At 66.9% G+C, this 23,087-nt stretch carries 13 protein-coding genes and 1 tRNA gene; 13 read left to right on the top strand and 1 reads right to left on the bottom strand.

What is annotated here, in order from left to right:
- The 13 genes from gltX to CJ226_RS17885 form a co-directional block, all read left to right on the top strand.
- Positions 1-1,261: glutamate--tRNA ligase (gene gltX, locus CJ226_RS16330; protein ID WP_102209840.1), on the top strand; the 1,261-nt coding region annotated here is incomplete at its 5' end.
- 100 nt (positions 1,262-1,361) lie between these two features.
- A tRNA-Gln gene (locus CJ226_RS16325) sits at positions 1,362-1,433 on the top strand.
- A 190-nt stretch (positions 1,434-1,623) separates the two neighbouring features.
- Positions 1,624-1,824: an AlpA family transcriptional regulator gene (locus CJ226_RS16320; RefSeq protein ID WP_102209839.1), complete on the top strand. Its 201-nt coding sequence runs from the start codon at positions 1,624-1,626 to the stop codon at positions 1,822-1,824.
- Positions 1,817-3,022 carry a site-specific integrase gene (locus CJ226_RS16315; RefSeq protein ID WP_102209838.1) on the top strand — a complete coding sequence of 402 codons (1,206 nt, stop codon included), beginning with the start codon at positions 1,817-1,819 and terminating at the stop codon, positions 3,020-3,022. The genes CJ226_RS16320 and CJ226_RS16315 overlap by 8 nt, the downstream gene beginning before the upstream one ends.
- 802 nt (positions 3,023-3,824) lie before the next feature.
- Positions 3,825-7,274 carry a MobF family relaxase gene (gene mobF / locus CJ226_RS16310; protein WP_102209837.1) on the top strand — a complete coding sequence of 1,150 codons (3,450 nt, stop codon included), beginning with the start codon at positions 3,825-3,827 and terminating at the stop codon, positions 7,272-7,274.
- Between the two features lie 181 nt (positions 7,275-7,455).
- Positions 7,456-10,899 carry a helicase-related protein gene (locus CJ226_RS16305; protein ID WP_102209836.1) on the top strand — a complete coding sequence of 1,148 codons (3,444 nt, stop codon included), beginning with the start codon at positions 7,456-7,458 and terminating at the stop codon, positions 10,897-10,899.
- A 279-nt stretch (positions 10,900-11,178) separates the two neighbouring features.
- Positions 11,179-12,234 (top strand): nucleotidyltransferase, encoded by a 1,056-nt coding sequence (locus CJ226_RS16300; protein WP_102209835.1) that lies wholly within the window; start codon positions 11,179-11,181, stop codon positions 12,232-12,234.
- Positions 12,234-12,797 carry a hypothetical protein gene (locus CJ226_RS16295; protein WP_146008265.1) on the top strand — a complete coding sequence of 188 codons (564 nt, stop codon included), beginning with the start codon at positions 12,234-12,236 and terminating at the stop codon, positions 12,795-12,797. Before CJ226_RS16300 ends, CJ226_RS16295 begins: the two co-directional genes overlap by 1 nt.
- A complete protein-coding gene (locus CJ226_RS16290; RefSeq protein ID WP_102209833.1) occupies positions 12,794-13,294 on the top strand; it encodes a hypothetical protein in 501 nt (166 codons plus the stop codon). The genes CJ226_RS16295 and CJ226_RS16290 overlap by 4 nt, the downstream gene beginning before the upstream one ends.
- Positions 13,295-13,394: 100 nt before the next feature.
- Positions 13,395-16,145 (top strand): DUF1156 domain-containing protein, encoded by a 2,751-nt coding sequence (locus CJ226_RS16285; RefSeq protein ID WP_180964635.1) that lies wholly within the window; start codon positions 13,395-13,397, stop codon positions 16,143-16,145.
- Positions 16,146-16,152: 7 nt separating this feature from the next.
- A complete protein-coding gene (locus CJ226_RS16280; protein ID WP_146008264.1) occupies positions 16,153-17,079 on the top strand; it encodes a hypothetical protein in 927 nt (308 codons plus the stop codon).
- 70 nt (positions 17,080-17,149) lie between these two features.
- On the top strand, positions 17,150-20,521 hold the full coding sequence (locus CJ226_RS16275) for a Swt1 family HEPN domain-containing protein (protein ID WP_102209830.1): 3,372 nt from the start codon (positions 17,150-17,152) through the stop codon (positions 20,519-20,521).
- Between the two features lie 92 nt (positions 20,522-20,613).
- Positions 20,614-22,488: a hypothetical protein gene (locus tag CJ226_RS17885; RefSeq protein ID WP_146008263.1), complete on the top strand. Its 1,875-nt coding sequence runs from the start codon at positions 20,614-20,616 to the stop codon at positions 22,486-22,488.
- A gap of 53 nt (positions 22,489-22,541) precedes the next feature.
- Here CJ226_RS17885 and CJ226_RS16265 read toward each other — a convergent pair whose 3' ends face one another.
- Entirely contained in the window at positions 22,542-23,009 is a 468-nt protein-coding gene (locus CJ226_RS16265) for a C-terminal helicase domain-containing protein (protein ID WP_257996722.1), read from the bottom strand.
- Between the last annotated feature and the right edge of the window lie 78 nt (positions 23,010-23,087).

Raw genomic sequence — 23,087 nt, 5'->3', positions numbered from 1 at the left:
CGAGGGCGTCGAGGTCGGCGGCCCGCACGCCCCGTACCGCCAGTCCGAGCGGCACGACATCTACCGCGAGGTCATCGACAAGCTCCTCGCGACGGGCGCGCTCTACGAGAGCTACTCGACGGCCGAGGAGATCGACGCCCGCAACGAGGCCAACGGCCGCGCGAAGCAGCTCGGCTACGACAACTTCGACCGTGACCTCACCGATGAGCAGAAGGCCGCCTTCCGCGCCGAGGGCCGGCAGCCCGCCCTCCGCCTGCGGGTGCCGGACGAGGACCTCACGTACGTCGATCTCATCCGCGGGGAGGTCACCTTCCCCGCCGGCTCCTTCCCGGACTTCGTCGTCGTGCGCCCCAACGGCGTGCCGCTGTACACGTTCGTGAACCCCGTCGACGACGCGCTGATGGGCATCACCCACGTGCTCCGCGGCGAAGACCTCATGCCGTCCACCGCGCGACAGCTCTCGCTCTACGCCGCTCTCATCGACGCAGGTGTGACGACGTTCGTGCCGCGGTTCGCCCACATGCCGCTCGTGCTGGGGGAGACCGGAAACAAGAAGCTCTCCAAGCGCGACCCGCAGGCCGATCTGTTCCTGCACCGGGAGCGCGGCTTCATCCACGAGGGCCTGCTGAACTACCTCGCGCTCCTGGGGTGGTCGATCGGCCCGGACCGCGACGTCTTCTCGCTCGACGAGTTCATCGCCGCCTTCGACATCGAGAACGTGAACCCCAACCCGGCCCGCTTCGACCAGAAGAAGGCCGAGTCGATCAACGGCGACCACATCCGCATGCTCGACGTGAAGGACTTCGCGGAGCGCACGGTCCCGTACCTCGCCGCGGCCGGCCTGTTCGACGAGCCGACCCACGAGCAGCTGGTCCTGGCGTTCCGCGCGGCTCCGCTGGTGCAGGAGCGTGTGCAGCTGCTGGGCGAGGTGCCGGGCATGCTCGGCTTCCTGTTCCGCGACGAGGTGTCGTACGACGCGGATGCGCTCAAGGGGCTGCCGGCCAACGCGGCGGAGGTGCTGGACGCCTGCGTCACGGCCCTGGAGCCGGTCACCGACTTCACCCCGGAGAAGATCCAGGAGGCGCTGTCGACGGCGCTCGTGGAGAACCTCGAGCTCAAGCCGCGCGTGGCCTACGGTCCGCCGCGTGTGGCCATCACCGGCCGCCGCGTGTCGCCGCCGCTGTTCGAGTCGATGGACCTGCTGGGCAAGGACGAGTCGCTGCGCCGCTTGCGTGCGCTGTCGGCGTTCCTCGCGAACTGATCCGCGACGCGCCCGAGCGGCGACACGGCACCGGCTGTTTTGGTGATCGGTCGCCGCTCGGGTAAGCTTGACTCTCGGTGCGAGGCTCCGGTTTCGCCCTTGGGGTATGGTGTAATTGGCAACACGGCTGATTCTGGTTCAGTTGTTCTTGGTTCGAGTCCAGGTACCCCAGCAACGAATCGCTAGAGTTCTCTAGGAAGTCCGGCTCCCTCCTCACTCCGTCGAATGGCAGGATCTGGCGTCTGGTGACCAGATTGGTGACCAGAAAGCCCCACGGGGCGCGTTTCGCGGTCGTCTCTGCTGATGAGGTACGCACTCGGCCCCGCTGGTTCGCGTGGATACGCGCTCCGCACCTATCAGGCATGGAAGCTCATGCACGCACTGAGGTCGAGCCCGCGTTCCTGACTCAGGCCGAGATCGCCGTTCTGCTGGGGGTGCCCGAGCGCACGCTCGAAGGCTGGCGGCTCACGAAGTCCGGACCGCCGTGGCTGAAGCTCGGCCGGCACGTGAAGTACGACCGTGACGACGTACTCGCCTGGGCGCGGGAGCAGCGTCATGGCTAGGCCGAAGATCGCCGCGGGCGAGGTCGGTCAAGTGCAGGTGACACAGCTCGCGAACGGGAAGTGGCGGGCACGCGCCCGGATGCGTAACGACGCCGGCGAGCTGGTGCAGTTCCGCGCCGAAGCCGCCACCGAGGCGGATGCTCGTGAGGAGCTGTTGTCACGCGCGAAGACGCTGACCACGCATACCAAGGCCATCGTCACCGCCGCATCGACCATCCAGGAGGCGGCGGAGGCGTGGCTGCCGACGGTGAAGGTGCGCGCCGAAAACGGCACGCTGTCGTGGTCGACGTATGAGAACTACGAGACCACCGTCCGTCTTACGCTCGTCCCCGTCTGTGGCGGCGTCACGCTGGAGGCGCTCACGGTCGGCCGTTGCGATCGGATCATCCAGAACCTCCTTGCCGATCGGGGCGTGTCCGCAGCGCGGAAGGCTCGTTCGGTGCTGTCGCTCATCTGCGGGTTCGCTGTGCGCGATGACGCGATTCCGACGAACGCGGTGCGCGACGTCACCCGGCTGCCGACGCCGGAGAAGAAGACCGCGATGCTCACTCCGCAGCAGATCGAGGCGATCCGTGACCTCATGACCCGGTGGCGGGAGACGGAGGGCACGGGGCCGCGCCCGAACTGGCGGGCACTCGTGGACGGCATGGACATCATGCTCGGCACCTCCGCCCGCGTGGGGGAGTGCATCGGCCTGCGCCGCTGTGACGTGGACATGACCACGGCACCACCGACGATTCTGATCGACGGTACTGTGATCCAAAACAAGGTGCAGGGCGTTCAGCGCAAGAACGCACCCAAACGCACCCGACAGCGTCGCCGCGTCGCGCTCCCCGCCCTCGCGGCCGACGCAGTGCGACGCCGGCTCGCACTCGCGCAGAAAGGACCGGAGGCGCTGCTGTTCCCTACGAAGACCGGCAAGCCGATGAGTGTGTCGAACTACGAGCGGCTGCTGCGCTCGTTCATCGACGACAACCGTAACGAGCTTGTGCGACTCGGCGTGGATGTGGATGAGTACTCCACGCACATCTATCGCCGCACTACGGCGACGCTCGTGGAGCGCGCAGCAGGGCTCACGATCGCATCGCGGCTGCTGGGGCACGCGAACGAGATGGTCACCCGCAACAGCTACGTCATCACGGCCGAGCAGGTCGACGTCGTCACCGCCGACATCCTCGACACGATGCTTGGGACGTGAGTCATGCGGCTCGCCAGTCGCGCGGGACGGGCCGCGTGCCTTCTCAATGAAGCCTTGCGCCTGTGCGGGAGGAGAGGTAACGTACCTGCACCACAAGTCCATGAGCGTGCGGCGGCGGTATGGAATCTCAACCACCGTAGGTCGGCCGGGGATGGCTGTGTCGGGTCGAGGCTCGGCGACGGGGGTGTCGATTCGGCACCCCCGTGAAAAGAACGTCGGTTGTGCCGAATCGACACCCCCGTGGTGGCGCAAAATCTTGCACCACCACGAACCCCGGGATTGCAGGTGGTGTCAATTTGCCACCACCGTGCGAGGACTCGGCCATCGAACTTTGGGAGGCCGGACGGTTCCGTCAATTTGGCGGCACCGTGGACGACGCGGATAAACGTGTCGGACGGCGCGCACGCCCTTCGCTGACGGTCCCGGAAAATTGCCGGGACCGTCGCATCGGACCCTGAAGCGGTCGCCTCCGCACCTCGTGGAGCTATGAACGGCCGCTTCGCGCTGTCCGGCCGTGCTGCCGGTTCGCGTCCGCAAACAGATGAGCCCCTGAGGTCGTCGTAGAGCGCTCGGCTGCACTGATCGGCTTAAAGACGCCCATGCGTCACCATCGCTCCGCGGCCATGCACGGCGCTCCCGAACCACCGTGACCACTGTGCCCCGACCGTCTCGGCCGCTCCTCTGCGCCCCCGGCCCAGACGATCGCGCCACGTGCTTCTCCCCAGATTCATTCATGGACGTATGCCACCGCTGGTGGGGCGTGCGCACCTCCTTCATGAGACGACTCGTGAGGAGGCCCGGGGTGAAGGGCGGTGTGATCCTGTTCCGCGGTATCGGCGCGGCCGCACGCCGATACCTGGAAGCGGATAGGTCCACCGCCGACGAGTACTACCTGGAGGGCGGCACCGCGCTCGCGGAGTTCGCTGTCACCGACTCCGAGGGCGAGGTCATCGAGGCGCGGACGCTCGACCCGGAGCAGTACGCCGCATGGGTGGACTGGATGGACCCGATTAGCGGCACCTTGATGGGAACCCCGCGCGGCGTGGGCGGGGGCATGCGGGGTTCGCCGCGGTTTGCGGAGATGGTGGTCAACGCCCCGAAGTCCCTCTCCGTCGTCGCCGCCCTGCACCCGGAGGTCTCCGACGCGCTCGACGCCGCGCAACAGGATGCGGCGGCGGAGATCCGACGCTGGCTCGCCCAGCACTCGGTCACCCGGATCGGGCCTCGGCACGCACGGGAGGTCGTGCCGGTGCAGCAGCTGCAGAGCGTCTCGGTCGCGCACAAGACGAGCCGTGCGGGTGACCCGCATCGGCACATCCACTTTCAAATCGGCACCCGCGTCTACGCCGCGGGGACGTGGCGCGGCCTGGACACCGCAGCCTTGTTCAAGCAGCAGGGAGCCATCCGCGCCCTCGGCACCGCGATCATCGCCGCGCACCCGCGGCTTGCGGCCGTACTCGACAAGCACGGGCTCACGCTCGACCCGGTGACGGGAGAGGTCGCGGAGCTGGAGCCGTTCAATGCGGCCCTGTCGAAGCGCGGTGCGCAGGTCGAACGCAATCTCGCCACCTTCGAGGCCGAGTGGGAAGCTGCGCATCCTGGCGAGGAACCGGGGCCGGTGGTGCGGGCGCGGCTGAAAGCGAAGGCGTGGGAGCACGAACGCCCGGGGAAGAAGCCCACGGTGCTCGGCAGCGAGGCCGGTTGGCGCGCGGAGCTCGAAGACGCCGGCTACAGCCCGGATGCACCACGGGCGCACAGGCCTGCACCGGTCGCGCTCGACGAACTGCGCATCGAAGAAGTCGCATCTCGTGCACTTGACCGTGCGGCGGCGGGTGCATCGGCGTGGACGGCGCATACGCTGCGCGAGCACGTCACCCGCATCACCACCGAGCACGGCGTGCAAGCCACACCCGAGGAGCTGCGAGAGTTCGTGCAACTGGCGACGCAGCTCGCAGCATCGGACGGTCTCTCCATCCTCCCACCCGGCGCGCCGAAGCCGGAGCACGTCGCGCATCTGACATCGCTGCGTGTCGTCGCTGCCGAGACGGAACTGCGCGACCTGCTCACCGCACTCGCGGAGAAGTCCAACCAGCGCATCCCGGACGTCCACGAGTTTGCGGTGCAGGCAGGCTTGGATGACGGCCAGGAGCGAGCTGCCGCAGTCGTCGCATCCCCCGACCCGCTCGTCGTGGTCGAAGGCGCCGCGGGGTCGGGTAAGACGACGATGCTCAGGACGGCCATCGAAGCCGCAGTAGCCGAGGGCCGTGGGATGCGGGTCGTCACGCCGACGAAGAAGGCCGCCGACGTCGCTGCCCAGGACCTCGGCATCCCGACCGACTCCGTGGCCGCGCTCGTCTACGCACACGGGTTCCGGTGGAACAGCGACGGCGTGTGGACACGGCTCAAGCCCGGCGACACCGACCCCGAAACCGGAAGCACCTACCGGGGACCGGCGCAGGAGGAGCGTCTCGCGCGAGGTGAGCGGATCATCGTAGACGAGGCAGGGATTCTCGACCAGGACTCCGCCCTCGCCCTGTTGCAAGTCGCGGACGAGGCTGGGGCGACGGTCGCGCTCGTCGGAGACCGGGCGCAACTCTCCGCGGTCGGACGCGGAGGCGTTCTCGACATCGCCATCCAACTCACCCCAGCAGTCGTCGATATGACGAGACTGCACCGCTTCACCGACCCCGCGTTTGCGGCGCTCACGCTCGAGCTGCGGCATGCCCGCAACCCCACCGCGATCTTCGATCGGCTGAACGAGCACGGACTGATCATCCTGCACGACACCGATGAGGACATGCAGGCGGCCATCGCCACGACGACGAGTACAGCGGATGCGATCACCGCGGCGACGAACGACGAGGCCCGATCGCTGAACGAACGCATCCGCGCCGAGAGGGTCGACCGCGGCAAGATCGACGACGGGCGGACGGTGTTCGGCAGCGACGGGCTGCCCATCGGCGCCGGGGACGTGATCCAGACCCGCCGCAACGAGTCCACGCTCGGCGTTGCCAACCGGCAGACCTGGACGGTGCAGCACGTCGGCGACGACGGTGCGCTAAGCGTCGTCGAGACCAGCACCGGCCGTAAGCAGCAGCGCACCATGACCTTGCCCGCGGAGTACGTGACCGAGGACGCGCACCTGGCCTACGCGGTCACCGCGTACGGCGTCCAGGGCGCGACCGTGAACGCTGCACACACGTTGCTCTCCGACACTGCCGATGCGGCAGGCGTCTACGTCGGCATGACCCGTGGGCGCAACACGAACAGGCTGCACATCGTCGCCAGCGATCTCGCAGACGCGAAGCAGCAGTTCGTCGATGCGCTCGCCCGAGACCGCGCCGACCGCGGCCTGGATGACGCCACCGAACGCGCCCGTGAGGCCGTCGCCGACCTCATCGCAGACGGGCCCATGTCCATCGTGAGTGCGGAGCGCAACCGGATCATCGAGCGGATCGCGAAGGCTGACGCGGAGCGCGAGCACTGGGTGTCGGCAGCCGCCAGATTGCATGACCAGTCTGAGCGGCACAAGGCTGAGTTCGAACCGCAGCGCGAGCTGGCGGAAGCCGCGGACGCGAAGGCTGCTGCCGTGCTCGCGGATGTTGTGGAGTCGCTGACGCAGGAGGCAGTCGCGGATGGCGCCGCGCTCTTGACTGCGCAGCAGGACGCTATCGCGGCACGCCGGGCCAAGGAAAGCGCGTCTCGGTTCCGTAAGCGCTCTGCCACCCGCACCGCGAACAACGCCGACGCCTGGCGTGTGGAGGCTGAGCGGGCCGTGCGTGAGCGTTGGCGGAGCATCCCCGGCAGCGAGAGCAATCTGCCCGCGTGGTCCGAGTCAGTCGCCCAGCACGAAGCCAGCCACGTGCCCGCGGTCGTCGAAGCACGCGCGGAAGCCACGCAGGCCCGCCAGATCGTCAGCGAGATCATCGCGAGGCAGTCGCGGGAGCATATGGCGCTGTACGAGCGCGTCTTCGGGAACCGGCGTCCGAGCGCGGTTGGCGCGCGGGTGAAGGCCTTGCGCGAGCGGGCGGCGCAGGACCGCCGCTATCTCGCCCAACTCGATGCGCTTCCGCCAGATGGAGCGGTGCGGCTCGTCCACGAGCGTGCTGCTCAAGACGAGGCTCAGCGCCTCGCTGCCGAGGAATCCCGCAGAGCGGCGGAAACGCCGGCCGCAGAGCTCCGTCAGCGCCTTCCGCGATGGGAACCCGAACGGAAGGCCGGGCGAAGTACGAGCCCTGGGCCTGCGATGTAGTCCCGGCCAAAGCTCACAAGCTTGTAAACATTGTCTTCGTCCGCCGTGAAATCACACGTCTCCTGCTGTTTCCAATGACGGGGAAGAGAGCATCGATCCGTTGTACGCGGCGTCGACATATCCGGGAACGTCGGCGCTCGTCGGTAGTCTCAAAGTAGAGTTTCGAGTCGGAAGGGTCGCCGTGCGGCTAGAGGACATCGCCGCGACTGCGCGGCTGGCAGGCATCGTGCCGGGGCGCGCCGTGACGGTGCTGGCGGCGCAGATGCACGGCGCGAACGCGGTCGAGGTCACCTATCAGGACGACAATGGGGCGCTCGGGCAGGTCGTGCTGTTCCGTGAGGACGAGGCGAAGATCGCGCCGCACCTGGACTCCGGTCGCCCGTTCGATGCTGATCCGCGCAACTTCCGGCTGGCTGCCGAGGCGCAGCGCATCATGCTGGCCGGGCTGCACGATCCGATGCTCGCGGTGGCGACGAGCGACGTGCAGCCGCTGCCGCATCAGATCCGGGCGGTGTACGGAGAGCTGCTGCCGCGCACGCCGCTGCGGTTCCTGCTGGCCGATGACCCCGGCGCGGGCAAGACGATCATGGCCGGCCTCTACATCAAGGAGCTGATCCTCCGGGACGATGTGCGCACCTGTCTGGTGGTGGCCCCCGGCGGGCTGGTGGAGCAGTGGCAGGACGAGCTGGCGCTGAAGTTCGGCTTGGAGTTCGAGATCCTCGCGCCCGGCGCGGAGGACACCGCGCCGAGGAAGAGCGTGTTCGAGCAGAAGCGGCTGCTCATCGCGCGCATGGATCAGCTCGCCCGGAATGAAGTGCTGCTCGAACAGATCGAGCAGACGGAGTTCGACCTTGTGGTCGTGGACGAGGCGCACCGGATGAGCGCCACTTGGTTCAGCGGCGAGCTGAAGGCATCGAAGCGGTTCCAGCTCGGCGAGCTGTTGAGCGAGCGTGCCCGGCACTTCCTGCTGATGACGGCGACGCCGCACAACGGCAAGGAGGAGGATTTCCAGACCTTCCTCTCCCTGCTTGACCGTGATCGCTTCGCCGGTCCCGGTGACCGGCATGCGCAGACGGGCACCGCCGACGGGCTGATGCGGCGCATGGTGAAGGAGAAGCTGGTCACCTTCGAGGGGCGTCCGCTGTTCCCGGAGCGGATCGCCGAAACCGCGTCCTACCGACTGTCGCCCGACGAGCAGTACCTGTATGAGGAGGTCACGGAGTACGTCCGCCACGGCATGAATCTCGCCGACCGGCTGGAGGGTAAGCGGAAGAATACGGTCGGCTTCGCGCTCACGGTGCTGCAGCGTCGTCTCGCGTCGAGCCCGGAGGCGATCTTCCAGTCGCTGCGCCGCCGCACCGACCGGCTGGAGCGGACGCGCGCCGACCTGCTCGACGGCATCCTCGACGCCCCGACGCGCGAAGCCCCCGCCTCGCTGCTCGGCGACGACCCCGACAGCGGCTACTTCGACACCGACGAGCTCGACGCAGCCGAGCTGGAGGAGACCGAGGAGGAACTGGTTGACGCGGCGACCGCGGCGCGCACCGCGGCCGAGCTGGAGACCGAGATCGCGGACTTGCGCCGATTGACCGAGCACGCCCGCAGGCTGTTGGACTCGCAGCAGGATGTGAAGTGGCGGGAGCTGCGCGGTGTGATCGAGAGCCAGGTTCTCACGACGCCGGACGGCAAGCCGCGCAAGCTCATCGTCTTCACCGAGCATCGTGACACGCTGAACTATCTGGAGCGGCGCATCACGCAGCTCCTGGGCAGGCGCGAGGCTGTGGTCGCGATTCACGGTGGTGTTCCCCGTTACGAGCGACGCCGCATCACGGCCGAGTTCACCTCGAACCCCGAGGTGCAGATCCTCATCGCCACCGACGCCGCGGGGGAGGGGTTGAACCTCCAGGCCGCGCACCTGATGGTCAACTACGACCTGCCGTGGAACCCGAACCGCATCGAGCAGCGGTTCGGCCGCATCCACCGCATCGGCCAGACCGAGGTGTGCCGACTGTGGAACCTCGTCGCGGAGGACACCCGCGAGGGCGAGGTGTTCATCCGCCTGCTCGACAAGATCGAGGAGCAGCGCGCCGCCTACGACGGCGAGATCTTCAACGTGCTCGGCACCTCCCTCGGCGACCTGTCGCTGACGCGCGTGTTACGCGACGCGATCCGCTACGGCGAGCAGCCCGACGTGAAGGCGAAGATGTGGGAGGTCATCGACGAGGGCGTCTCCGCCGGGCTCCAGGAACTGCTCGATGACGAGGCCCTCGCCAGCGAAGCCCTGGCACCCACCGACCTGGAGGCGCTGCGCCGCCAGATGGAAGACGCGAAGGCCAAGCGTCTCCAGCCCCACTTCATCCGCGACGCCTTCCTGGAGGCATTCGACCGTGCGGGCGGGCGCATCGAGCGGCGCGAGAGGGGCCGCTACGAGATCACGCACGTTCCTGCGAGCGTCCGCGAGCGTGCCGGCCGCGCACCCGTCGCCCGCCGCTACGAGCGCATCACCTTCGACGCCGCCACCATCGACGTGCAGGGCACGCCCCGCGCCGAACTGCTCGCACCCGGCCATCCGCTGCACGATGCGGCGTTGCGGCTCGTGATCGACCAGTACGGTCCGGTGCTCGACCGCGGCACCGTGCTCACCTCCGACGCGGTGACCGAGCCCACGCTGCTCGTCGGCGTGCTCAACGAGGTCCGCGATTCCACCGGGCAGACCGTCAGCAAGCGATTCGGCTACTCGGTCGTCGGCGCCGACGGCATCGTGCGCGAGGCCGGCCCCGCGCCGTACCTCGACTACGCGCCCGCCGACGGACCGCAGCGCGCGGCGGGCACGAGCCTGCCCTGGCTCACCCAGCGCGAGAAGGATGCCGTGTCCTGGGTGGTCGCCGAGCAGCTCGCCGTGTTCGCCGCCGACGTGACGACCCACCGCACGAACGAATACCTGCGCGTCCGCGAGCGCGTCGCCACCCGGCTGACCCGCGAGGTCAACCGCCTCTACACCGAGGCGCTGAAGACCGACGCGGATGCGGCCGCAGGCAAGAAGGTCCGCTACTCCGCCGAGACCCTGCGCCGCCGCGCCGAAGAGCTGGAGCAGCGCCGCGAGACCCGCCTCGCGCTCATCGACCGGCAACTCGCTATGTCGCCCGTGTCCCCGCGCATCACGGCCATCGCACTGGTGATGCCCGCAGCCCCGGGAGCACGCGGCGACGTGGCCGTGAGTGCCCTCGCCCGTGCCGAGGTCGAGCGCCGCGGCGTCGACGCCGTGCTCGCCGCCGAGCGCACACTCGACCGCACGCCCGAGGAGCAGGCGCACAACAACCCCGGCTTCGACGTGCTCTCCCGGCCCGCCGAGGGCGCGGGCATCCGCATCGAGGTCAAAGCCCGCATCGAGGGCTCGGACACCTTCACGATCACCCGCACCGAGGTGCTCACCGCGCTCAACGCCGCACCCAACCACCGACTCGCACTCGTGCGGGTCAGCGCGAGCGGGCCGCAGCACGACGAGGTTCGCTACATCGGCAACGCCTTCGAGGGCGTCGAACCCGCCTGGCTCACCGACTTCGATGTCGTCTCGCAGAACCTCTCCTGGAACGACTGGTGGGCACGCGGCACCACGCCGTTCTGAGGCCGAGAGCCCGCACGCTTCGATCCGAGGCGAAGATTCTTTCGAATGCCCGCGTGTCGCACGCCCCGGTGTCGTAGGCCAGCCATACGTTGATCTACTACCCAAAACGCCGCCGGGGGCAACCGGCGGCGTTCTCGGGCCTCGTGGATGAGGGCGGAACCTGGAAAGTTCACCCGACTCTAGCGACACAAGCGGCAAGGTGCCCAAACGGACACGCCGAATGTCGAGCAGCGAGGCCCCCTGACCGTCGGACCCGAATCCGGCAGAAAGGAGCCGACGATGACGCTCTTGGACATCCCGACCCGCACCAGCACCGTGGAGCACGCGCTCAACGAAGCGCGCTCGCGCATCCAGGTCACCCCCGAGGAACTCGCCGAGGCACGGCGACGGCGCGACGCACTCGCCGCAGCCCTCAAGCGCGAGTTCGGCGGGCGCACCTACGTCAACGGCAGCATCGCCCACGGCGACGCGCTCAACCCGTTGACCGATGTCGACCTCGGCATCGTGATCCCCGACCCCGACGGACTCTACGGGCCGGGACTGCGCGGCCCCGGCGCACTCCAGGAGCGCGCGGCCGACGCGATCCGACGCGAGCTGAAGGATGAGTACCCGAAGCTGCGGGTGGAGCACCTCAACCGCCGCCGCTCGATCCTGGTGCAGTTCGGCGACCCTGTGACCCCCGGCCAGGCCGACTTCACCGCCGATGTCATCACCGCGATCGACAACCGCACGGGAGCCGGGCTCTACATCCCTAACTACCGCACCTGGGACTGCAGCCACCCCGAGCGCCACACCGAGATGGTGAAGGAGGCGAACGCCGTCAGCCGCTCGACATTCGCGCGCGGAACCCGGCTCATGAAGCACTGGAACCGCAAGCACGACCGGCCGATCTGCTCCTGGAACATCAAGGCCCTCGCGCTCGGCTGCATCACCGGGCCGGTGACCATGACGGACTACATCAGCACCTGGCTGAACCACGCCATCCAGCAGCTCAGCATCGGCGAGACCCCCGATCCCGCTGGCGTCGCCGGAGCGATCAAGATCAACGAGAAGTTCACCCGGCTCCAGGTCGTCGCCGCGTTCCGGCAGGCGAAGGCCGACTTCGACCTCGCACTCCAGTACGAGCGAGAGGGCTACCCGATCCTCGCGCTCAACCAGCTCGCCATCTTCTTCGGCGACGAGGCCGTGATGCCCAAGCCCGATCAGGACGAAGTGAAGCGCGTCTCGCGCGAACGCTGGCGCGAGAAGAACCCGTCGCTCCTGCCCGCGCCCGCAGCCACCGCGTCCACGTCCGCCTACGGGGATCGCCTCCCCGTGCGCTCGTGGGCGTGCTGATGCCCGACCCGGCGTGGTACGGCGCGGACGCCGCCTGGTTCGTGCCGTTCGAGCGTGACGCCTTCCGCCTGTTTGGTCGCCGTCTCCGAGTTGAGTACGCCTGGGAGGTGCTGCGGCACGCGAACCCGTGCGCCGTCACGCTGAGCTGTGGGAGCTGGATCGGTGTCGGCTTCGGGTCACCGCGTGTCGAGGCGGTACCAAGACGGCGCTACCAGCTGGATGGTGTCGATGTCGTGGGACGGGTGGAACGCGTCCCGGTCGTCATCGAGTTCCGCCGGCAGCGGTACTTCCCGGGGGGTGGGATTCGAGACGGCCGCGACTTCCCCGTCGTGTACGCCGGAGAGATGCAGAACTCACCGCACCGCTACGAGGACGGCGCGCTGTGTCTGTACTACCCGGACGATCCTCCCGAGCAGCGATGGACGGCTGACAAGAGTCTCGCCGAACTCATCGTCCTCGTGCAGGATCACCTCTTCCTGGAGGACACCTACGCCGAGACCGGCGAGTGGATCGCGCCCCAGGCGGATCACGGCTTCACCGAGGAAGCGAAGCGTGCCGCATGAACTGGCTCCTCTCGCTCTTTCCGCCCGCGCCAATCACCTGGGACGGGATCGCCACCATCGCTGCCGCGATCCTCGCCGCGGGGATCGTCGCGCTCGGCTTCCTCCACGAGCGCCGCCAGCAAGCGCGTTCGCGCCGTGCGGAAGCATACGCGGGCGCGCTCCAGGCCGTCAGCGACTACCTCGAAGCGCCATACCGGGTGCGCCGACGGTCGGGCACCGCGGCGGATCGGTTCGCGCTCACCGCGCACGTCAGCGAGGTCCAGTCCCGCCTCGACTTCTACACGGCTCATCTCGCGCTCATCGCTCCCGAGGTGCTCGATGCCTACGTCGAGCTGGTAGCCGCAGTGAAGGCGGAGGCAGGTCCGCAGATGAGCGCGGCATGGAAGGCGCGCCCTACGCGGCGGGACGGGGAGGTGCCGCTCGTAGTGCCGTACTCGCATCCTCGTGCCGACGCCGCGCGCGCGGCGGTACTCGCCGCGATGAAGTCTCACCCGTGAGCACACGCCACGCACCGGGGGCTCCCGGAACCGTCTGAGCCCGCCGGTAGGCTCGAAAGTCCCAGTTACCAGGCGCGAGAGCGCATCCGAGAGGAATCCAGTGGCAGTCAAGCGCAAACTGATCGAGGTCTCGATCCCGTTGGACGCGATCAACAAGAACTCGGCTGTCGAGAAGAACGTGCGCAGCGGTCATCCGTCAACGCTGCACCTTTGGTGGGCGCGACGGCCCCTCGCGGCTGCACGGGCAGTTCTGTTTGCTCAGCTCGTCGATGATCCGTCGTCGCACCCCGAGCGGTTTCCTGACGAGGCGGCTCAGTCACTGGAACGCGACCGACTCCACGCTCTCATTGAGGAACTGTCGGATTGGGAGAACTCAAACGACGAAGATTTGCTCCGGCGGGCGGCGCAAGAGATTGCGACTTCAGTTGGGACAGATGCGGTCACGCTGCTTGACCCGTTTGCAGGCGGCGGCACGATCCCGCTGGAAGCGAAGCGTCTTGGCCTGAGCGCTCACGCCAATGATCTGAATCCTCTGCCGGTACTCCTCAACAATGTGATGTTGCAGCTCGTGGATAGGTTCACTCTGTCTGACCCAGTAACGGGTGGTGCACCCGGGCGTCAAGCGGAGATGCTCGCACAGGACCTTCGCGTCTATGCCGAGCTCTTGGAGGCTGACGCCGCGGATCGGGTTCACGAGAACTACCCGGCGATGCCTGACGGCTCGGTTCCTCTCGTCTATTTCTGGGCTCGGACGGTGACCTGCCCGAACCCTGCCTGTCGGATCGAGACACCGCTTGTCAACTCCTGGAGACTCAGCGGACGCCGAGGCGCCGAGGCCCATATGTCTCCAGTTGTCGACTTGGCAAGCCGTGTCGTCAACGTAGAGATTGTCCACGGGAGCGGCGCTGAGCCGGATGGAACGCTGAGCCGAACCGGGGGCATCTGCGTCAACTGCGGCAGCACGATCCCGCTTCCCTACATCAAGGCACAGGGCGTCGAGCACGGGCTAGGAGCACGGCTGCTCGCCATGCAGGTGCGAGTTGGGAAATCTCGGTTCTTCGTTGTGCCCGATGACGCGCAGCGCAAGGCGGCATCGATTCAGGCACCGGATATCGACTGGCTGGACGCGGAGCTGTCCACGCACAGCCAGTACATGGCTCCGCCACGGTATGGGATGACGAGGTTCAAGGATCTTTTCTCAGCGCGTCAGCTCACGACCCTCAACGCCTTTGTTGACGGCCTCGACGCCGTTCAGAAGCGGGCCGAGCAGGACGCCCGTGCGGCGGGGCTATCCGACGACGGTGTCTCCTATTCCGACGGCGGCAAAGGTGCGCGAGCCTACGGCGAAGCAGTGCGGATTCTGCTCGCCCTAGGTATTGATCGACTTGTGAATCGCCAGTCGACGCTCTGCATTTGGCATGCCAATCGCGGGACTGTTGAACAGGTGTTTGCGCGTCAGGCGTACTCCATGACCTGGCTGTTCGCTGAAGCGAACCCATTTGGCGGCGCATCCGGGAGCTTCTCAGGGCAGGTTGACTACCTTGCGAAATCGCTCGCAGCTCTGCCGCAGGGGAACGGTACGGTCACAGAGATGCCAGCTCAGGCGATGCCTGTCCCGACGAACGCTGTTGTGTCAACCGATCCGCCGTACTACGACAACGTGCCCTATGCGGATCTCTCCGATTTCTTCATCGTCTGGCTACGCCGAATGCTCGGTGGCACTGTCCCGTACTTTCGCACCCTCCTCTCGCCAAAGACCGATGAGCTGGTCGCTGATCATGTTCGGTGGGAGGGCAAGGATCGCGCCCGGGAGTTCTTCGAGCGTGGGATGGCCGACGTCTTTGAGCACGTGGGAACGGCGCACCATCCCGAGATACCCATGACGGTCTACTACGCCTACAAGCAGACCGACGCCGAGCTGGAGGGCTCTGCGTCGACGGGATGGGAGACGCTCCTCTCCGCGCTGATCAGAGCGGGCTGGGAGATCGTGGGAACCTGGCCCATCCGCACTGAGCAACCGGGGGGTCTTCGCGAACTCGGGCGCAACTCGCTCGCCTCATCCGTTGTGATCGTGTGTCGGCGGCGAGCTGCTTCGGAGACGTTCGGTTCTCGCGCTGACTTTGTGCGTGCGCTGAAGTCTGAGCTACCCGAGGCCGTCCGTATCCAGCGACGCACATCGATCTCGCCCGTGGATGAACAGCAATCCGCGATTGGGCCGGGTATGGCTGTGTTCTCTCGATACGCCAGCATCGTGGAAAGCGACGGATCGAGGATGACCGTGCGCGATGCGTTGAAAGTCATCAACGCAACCCTTGATGAGGTGCTCGCGGATCAGGAGACCGACTTCGACCTCCCGACGCGATTCGCAGTCGCCTGGTACCGACACAGTGGCTACGACGCGGGTCGATTCGGCGACGCCGACAACATGGCCCGCGGCTGGAACACCTCAGTCGAGACGATGGCGCGGCATGGCATTCTCACGGCAAGAGGTGGTCGCGTTCATCTCCTACAAGCTGACGAATACCCGGAGTCATACGATGTCACGGCAGACTCATTCGTGAGCGCATGGGAAGTGATGCACCATGCGATGCGCATCCAACAGGCGCAGGGTATCCCAGCTACCGGTGTTTTTCTCCGATCAGCCACACAACGGGCCGATCCGATCGACCTTGAGCTAGTCCGAGACCTTGCACACTTGTTGTACCGGATTGCTGACGAACTCAAGCGCACACGCGATGCATCCGCCTTCAACGCATTCGCTTCGTCATGGAGCGACTTCATCGAGGCGGGTCGGGCAGGGGTTCCATCAACCGACTCGAGTGTGCCTCTTGACTTCGGCGGCCTGGAGTAGGCGCTGGATGGGCGCGCCTCGCAACCTACTGAAAGGTTGGTGCTCTGTCGGCTGTTCGTTCCCCGAAGGCCTGCGAGCGTTCGGAGATGACTCGCGTATCCAGAGTCTCGAGGCCCACCTCAAGTCGCTCACCGGACTGCGATCCGGCGAGCCGGGAGCGGCATGGGTGCTTGCTGCGCATACGGGGCTTTGGCCAGAGCCGCGCGACGGGGCCGAGGCAGGTCAGCGGCTGGTCGACTTCGTGCTGCAGGGGGAGGGCGACTACCTGGAGGTCGCCGAGGTCATGCAGACGACAGACGCGGAGTTCATCCGGCGGCTCAGGACGATGATCGATCGCATCGTTCCTGCCGTCCACGCGGCTTACAACGGAGCTCACTCCTGGGGACTTGGGTTCGAGCGGTTCGTCGAGCTGTCATCGAGCCATCGGGACCTTCAGCAGCGGGCGTCAGCCTGGGCGGAGGTGCTTGCGAACGCCGACCCGAAGGCGGGAGCCGTGGAGCTGGGGCCGGGGCTGAGTGCCTGGCCGTTCAGCGACGAGAGACCTCCCGGCGTTTACTTCAGCAGCGCCAATGCAGAGATCGCCGAGCGCCCCGAGACGCCCTACCTGGAGCGGCTCTCCGAGTACCTCGCGACCGACGGCAACATCGCTCGATACATCGAGAAGCTGTGGGCAGAGAGCGCGACGCTCTCTGCTCGCCGGAGCCATCTGTATCTTCCCATCGCCGCGAACGGCGAGAACGGTGACCTGCTCGCGCTGTCGCCGAGCCTCTTCACCTGGGGCACGTTCACGCCGATTGAGGGCGTGACCGACCTCTGGCTTGCGAACGGGCTCGACGTATTCCAATGGTCGGCCGAGACAGGCTGGGTCTATCACCCCGATACCGACGAGCGTGCCGAGAGCGCTCGCGCGCACGTCGCCGGGCCGAACTCGTAATGGCCCGACACGCGCCGACCTCACCTGTGTCGCAGGCCCCCGGTAGCCTAGGAATCCAGGAGGCTTTCTAGTGGCGACATCAAATCGTGACCGCATCGGGCGGATGTTCGAGATCCTTGCGGAGGCGCTCGACCCGTTCATCGCGGAGGTGCTGGAGCCGCAGATCGGGGACTCCGACTGGGCGCTGGTGGTCAAGCTTGCCGACGAAGAGAAGGGCATAGCCGGCAAGGCATACAGCCGGGAAGACCCTGCTGTGCAGCTTCGGATGCTCACCGAGGGCCTCACGGGTCGCGTGAAGAAGGGCTGGTATCCCTTCAAGGGCACGGTCACGCGCGAGCACGAGGCCTATGCCAGCCTGCTGCGCGAGACGCGGAACCAGTGGGCGCACAACGCCTCGTTCGATGACGACGCGGCGCTGCGGGCGCTCGACTACGCCCGGCTGCTGCTGGCCGCAGTGGGGCAGGCGTATGCAGCCGACAAGGTGGACGCGATCCGCCTCGACCTGCGCCGCATCGCCACGGGCAAGCAGGATACGCGGGCGCTGAAGTCGTCGACGGTGGTGCCCGGCGCGTCGGGGCTGGCCCCGTGGCGGCAGGTGCTGAAGCCACGCGACGAGGTGGCGACGGGCAACTTCCAGTCCAGCGAGTTCGCGGCCGACCTCTACAAGGTCGCCCGCGACCCAGCGGCAACGAGCGGAGAGTATTCCGACCCGGCGCAGTTCTTCGCCCGCACCTACCTCACCGAGGGTCTGCGCGACCTCATTGGCCGCGCGGTGAAGCGGCTCGCCGGAGACACGAACGCCTCGCCCGTGGTGAATCTCCAGACCAACTTCGGTGGCGGCAAGTCGCACTCGATGCTCGCCCTGTGGCACCTGGCCGGTGGTCTGCCGCTCGCAAAGTTCCCGCAGGAGGCGCAGGAGCTGCTTACGGCCAACGGCTACCCATCGGAGGGCATCACCGCCAGCCGGGTCGCGCTCGTCGGCAACCACTTCGCGCCTCAGGGCGAGACCAAGGACGACGGCACCCGCGTGAACACGTTGTGGGGCGAGCTGGCCTGGCAGCTCGGCGGGCGCGAGGCGTATGAGATCGTGCGCGAGCACGACGAGAAGCGCACCAACCCCGGCGGTGACCTGCACGTCCTGCTGGCGAAGTACGCGCCCGCGGTGATCCTGATCGACGAGTGGGTCGCCTACGCTCGGCAGCTCTACGGCCGCGAGGATCTCGCTGGCGGTACCTTCGACACGCAGTTCACGTTCGCGCAGTCGCTGACCGAGGCAGCGAAGTCGATCCCCGGCGTGCTGCTCGCTATCTCGATCCCCGCCTCGCACGACGGCGACGACAGTGGCGAGGTCGCGGGCGCGGCCGAGGAGGTCGGCGGATCGAACGGCATGGAGGCGCTGAAGCGCCTCCAGAACGTCGTGCGCCGGGTGGCCGACCAATGGCGTCCGGCCTCCAGCGACGAGGCGTACCGGATCGTGAAACAGCGCCTGTTCGAGTCGGAGGACGCGCAGGCGCTCGCGCAGATCGCGGCGACTGCGAAGTCGTTCAGCGACTTCTACCAGGCCAACGCGGAGGAGTTCCCGAAAGAGGCCCGCGACCCGCAGTACGGGCGGCGCATCCAGCAGACCTACCCACTGCATCCCGAGCTGTTCGACCGGCTCTACGAGGACTGGTCCTCGCTGGAGCGGTTCCAGCGCACGCGCGGCGTGCTGCGGCTGATGAACGCCGTCATCCACGCGCTGTGGGTCGGCGAAGACCAGGGGCCGCTCATCCTCCCCGGCTCGATCCCGCTGGCGGTCGCCTCGGTGAACGCCGAGCTGACGCAGTACCTGCAGGACTCGTGGAAGGCCGTCATCGACGCCGACGTGGACGGCACCAACTCGGAGCCCGCCCGCATCGACAGCGACAAGCCCGTGCTCGGCCAGCGGTCGGTTACCAAGCGGCTGGCGCGCACCGTGTTCTTCGGCGCGGCACCGACCATCGGCACCGCGCACAAGGGCATCGACACGCAGCGGGTGTTCATCGGCACCGCGGTCCCCGGCGATGTCGTCGGCAACTTCCACTCCGCACTCACCCAGCTCGGCGACCGCACGACCTATTACTACTCGTCCGCGGGCAAGCACTGGTACGACACCCAGGCCAACATCACGCGCCGCGCGAAGGACGCCGCCGACGCGCTGCACCCCGAGGACGTGTGGGCGGAGATCGTGAAGCGGCTGCGCGGCGAGGAGCGCGCCCGGTCGGACTTCGCGGGCGTCCACGTCGGCCCGACCGACTCGGGCGACATCCCCGATACCGACCAGGCCAGGCTCGTCATCCTGCACCCGAAGTACCCGCACCGCCGCAAGAAGGGCGACTCGCCCGCGCACGACTTCGCGCAGCAGGCCACCGAGCGGCGGGGCACCGCGAACCGCGCGAACCGCAACATGGTCGTGTTCCTCGCGCCCGACGAGGAGCGCCTAGCCGAACTCGACCAGGCTGCGCGATCCTTCCTGGCGTGGAAAGAGATCGCCGAGAAGGCCAACGAGCTGAACCTCACACCGCAGCAGCTCGCACAGGCCACCGACAAGCGCGACCAGTTCGGCCGCACCGCCGAGGACCGGCTGGCGCTGACCTACCAGTGGGTGCTGAACCCTGTGGCTCCCGATCCCGGCTCGCCGTTCGAGCTGGAGGAGGTCAAGGCCGACGGGCAGGCGGGTTCGCTCGCCGAGCGCGTCGCCAAGAAGCTCGGCAGCGCGGGCGCATACTCCACCCAGCACGCCGCCCGCTCGATCCGGCTCGCACTCGACACGAAGGTGCCCGCCGCATGGTCGATCGGGCATATCGCCGTCGGCGACCTCTGGACCCTCTACGCGCAGTACCCGTACATGCCGCGCCTGCGCTCCCGCGAGGTGCTGATCGACGCCATCGACAACCAGCCGCTGCTCTGGCAGAGCGAGAGCTTCGCCCTCGCCGACGGCTACGACGAGGCGACCGACCACTACAGCGGACTCTGGCTGCCCGGCGACACCGGACGCGCACCCATCACCGACGCCACTCTGATCGTCAAGCCCGCACCCGCCGAAGCTCAGCGCGCCGCGGATGTCGCCGCGACGACGGGCAGCAGCGCATCCGAGGCTGGGGCGGATGCGCCCGCGGCGACCATAGGGGCAGCATCGGCCGCGCCGGGCGGCACCGCGACTGCGGCACCCACGCCAGCGAAGAAGCCTGCGTCGACCCGGTACGTCGGCAGCGCACCGATCAACGCGGAACGCTACTCCGCGGACTTCGCCAAGATCGCCAGCGAAGTGCTCGCCCACATCGCCGCATCAGGCGCGAATCTCACCATCTCGCTCTCCATCGACGCAGTTCACCCGGACGGCTTCACCGAGCAGCAGCTCCGCACCATACGCGAGAACGCCAGCACGCTGAAGTTCACGACCAACGAGTTCGAGGCGGAGTAGCGGGCGGGGAAGCGGCGCTGCTGTCAGCACTAACTTGGAGTCAGCCGCGTCGCGCCTGCTGGGAGAGCAACTAAACGAGGTAAGGGGAAACCATGGCAGTTGGTTACCGCGCGATCCTTCGTCTTTCCCGGGATGCCGATGCCGTCGAGATCGCGGAAGATCAGGTTCGTAGCTGGTTGAAGGACAAGATTCGAGCCGGGGCGTCGGACGTCGCCTGGGACCGACCGGGGCATTATCAGTTCGGCCCACGTGTCGAACTTCTTGTTGTGCACGCTGAGCATGAGACCAGTGGTCGGCGGCGGCTCTATCGGCTCATCGAGACGAACGTTGCTGGGCGTTGGGGCGTATCCCTCTACGCTTCATCGCTCATGACGGGAGGGGGACGCCAGCAAACCATTGTCGTCGAGGTGGACCTCATCGGTGCTGACCGTGAAACGGCGCTTTCGAAGGTCGCCCCTCCGCGAGTGGTGCGCTCGATTCTTGACACTGTTTCGGCGAGCGATGGTGCTGTGTCGCTCACAGGCAGTGCCGCAATAATCAGGGCCGGCGAGACGTCCGAGGTCGTTCAGGCGATCGTCACCCCGGATCGTACGGCTTCGGTCGTGGTTGCCGTTTCCCCGGCTCGCGATCTTGACAATAGTTGGCGTGAGATGTTGTCCAGTCTGATCACGCAAAGCGTGGGGGTGACGGCTGCGTACGCAGTTGCCGCCGATGCGGCCGATGAGCTCTTCACCGCGCTTCCTGAAAGCCACCGGACGCGTGCTGGCGAAGTCCGGACGTACTTGCCAAGAGTCGACTTGACCGACCCTAACGACTCGTATCGCCATAAGTGGCTATCGTTGCCGACGCTCACTCGATCGCTCAAGGGACGTATTGTTGCTGAGCCGCTGCAACGTCGACACGGGGAGGTCGCCCGGCGCAGATTCGTAGAAGCCCAGCTGCCCAGTGATGTACGACGGACCATAGATGTTCTGCGCCGCGCGGAGACCGGCGTCGAACGGGCTGCGAAGGTTGCGGCCGCAGTGCAGCAGCAGCCGGTGGTCAAACCGCGAGTTCCCGACCCGACTATGCCTATCGCTGGGAGCACGGAGGCGCCTGCGAGAAGCGATACTCTCCTAGAGAAATCGTGGATCGAACGGATTGCTCAGTCCTTCAAGCGATGGCTCGGGATCGAAACGCCCGAGTTCGAGCAGATCGACGCGCTCGATGCCTTCGTCGCAGCAAAGGTTGCTGAAGTTGCTGTCGCGGAGGAACAGCTCAGCGACGCCGCAGAGCGTGAGCAAGCACTGCAGTCTGAGAACGACCAACTTCGGCGCGACCTCGAGGACCATGATCTCGATCTGGCGATCGCCCAGGAGCAACAGCTCCGCGATCAGCGGGAGCTAACTATCCTCCGGCGACGCATCGCGGCAAGTCAGCATCCCGAGGACGCGTATGTTGCAGCAGACGAAGAGATCTGGCACGCTCCTGCGTCTGTAGAAGAGCTCGTTGAACGTTTGTTGCCAGGCGATGACGGTCACGTAATCTCGGGACGGGTCGTTTTCACTGGCGACATCGACAAGGCGCTTGAGATCGATCGCCGCGATGCTACAGGTCGGTATGCAGCCGCGTTTTGGCAGCAAGTTCGGACGCTTCATGACTATGCGATTGCGCGGTCAGGTGGCTTCAACGGTGGAGTTCATTCCTACTTGACCGACGATCGAACGGATGGCATCAAGTGTCCAGTGGGGCAGCATGCGTCGAAGGAGAGTGAGACGGTGCTCAATAACGCCAAGTGGAGACAAGAGCGGGTACTGCCGGTGCCTGTCGAGGTCGATCCGTCTGGTAAAGCACTTATGGAAGCGCACTTTAAACCGACGTGGCGTGACAGCTTCGCGCCGCGGATGTACTACGTCGATGACGTGGCAGGAACCGGCAAAATCTACGTCGGCTATATAGGCCGGCATCTGACGAACACGCAGACGTAGTTGCGCGGCGTCGGAGACGATCTGGCGGCAGGAGCCGACACCGGGGTGTCTCGTTAGATGTGACTGCCCTCTTGAGCCGTGGACTCCTGGGGTGTTGAGAAGAGGCGTTGGCGTTCGGACTCGATGACCTCGCGCACGAGTTCCGCTTCGGACACGTCGAACGCTTCCGGGGCAGCCTCGGCGGTCTCGCTGATCGCGGCGAACTCCGCGAACAGCTCGCGCTTCTTGGCGAGGATCTGCACGATGCGCACGTCAGCGCCTTCCTCGGAGAGCAGGCGATGCACCTGCACGGACTGCAGCTGGCCCATCCGACGGGCGCGGGCGATGGCCTGCCACTCGGTCGTCGGCTTGAGTTGCGGCTCGCAGATCACCACGACAGAGGCAGCCTGGATGTTCAGGCCGACACCCCCGGCGACGATCTGCGAGACGAGCACCGCCCCTGCCTCGGCCGAGGTGAAGTCGTCCACGATCGACTGACGCTTCGCAGCAGGAACGGCTCCGGTGAGCGGCCCGAAGACCACGCCGCCCTGTGCGTCAGGATGGGGTGAGACACCAGCACTGCTGACCTTCGCACTGCACGGGGCGAGAACGGACCAATA

The organism is Microbacterium sp. UMB0228 (assembly GCF_002871415.1).
In the GTDB taxonomy this organism is placed as follows: domain Bacteria; phylum Actinomycetota; class Actinomycetes; order Actinomycetales; family Microbacteriaceae; genus Microbacterium.
Note: the sequence above shows the minus strand (reverse complement) of the source record. Positions and strands in the feature narration are given on the sequence as shown.

Excerpts from the sequence above, each read along its gene's own strand:
- CJ226_RS16280 (WP_146008264.1), top strand. The coding sequence starts at position 16,153 with ATGGGCGCGCCTCGCAACCTACTGAAAGGTTGGTGCTCTGTCGGCTGT.
- CJ226_RS16290 (WP_102209833.1), top strand. The coding sequence starts at position 12,794 with ATGAACTGGCTCCTCTCGCTCTTTCCGCCCGCGCCAATCACCTGGGAC.
- CJ226_RS17885 (WP_146008263.1), top strand. The coding sequence starts at position 20,614 with ATGGCAGTTGGTTACCGCGCGATCCTTCGTCTTTCCCGGGATGCCGAT.
- CJ226_RS16315 (WP_102209838.1), top strand. The coding sequence starts at position 1,817 with ATGGCTAGGCCGAAGATCGCCGCGGGCGAGGTCGGTCAAGTGCAGGTG.
- CJ226_RS16300 (WP_102209835.1), top strand. The coding sequence starts at position 11,179 with ATGACGCTCTTGGACATCCCGACCCGCACCAGCACCGTGGAGCACGCG.
- CJ226_RS16320 (WP_102209839.1), top strand. The coding sequence starts at position 1,624 with ATGGAAGCTCATGCACGCACTGAGGTCGAGCCCGCGTTCCTGACTCAG.
- CJ226_RS16295 (WP_146008265.1), top strand. The coding sequence starts at position 12,234 with ATGCCCGACCCGGCGTGGTACGGCGCGGACGCCGCCTGGTTCGTGCCG.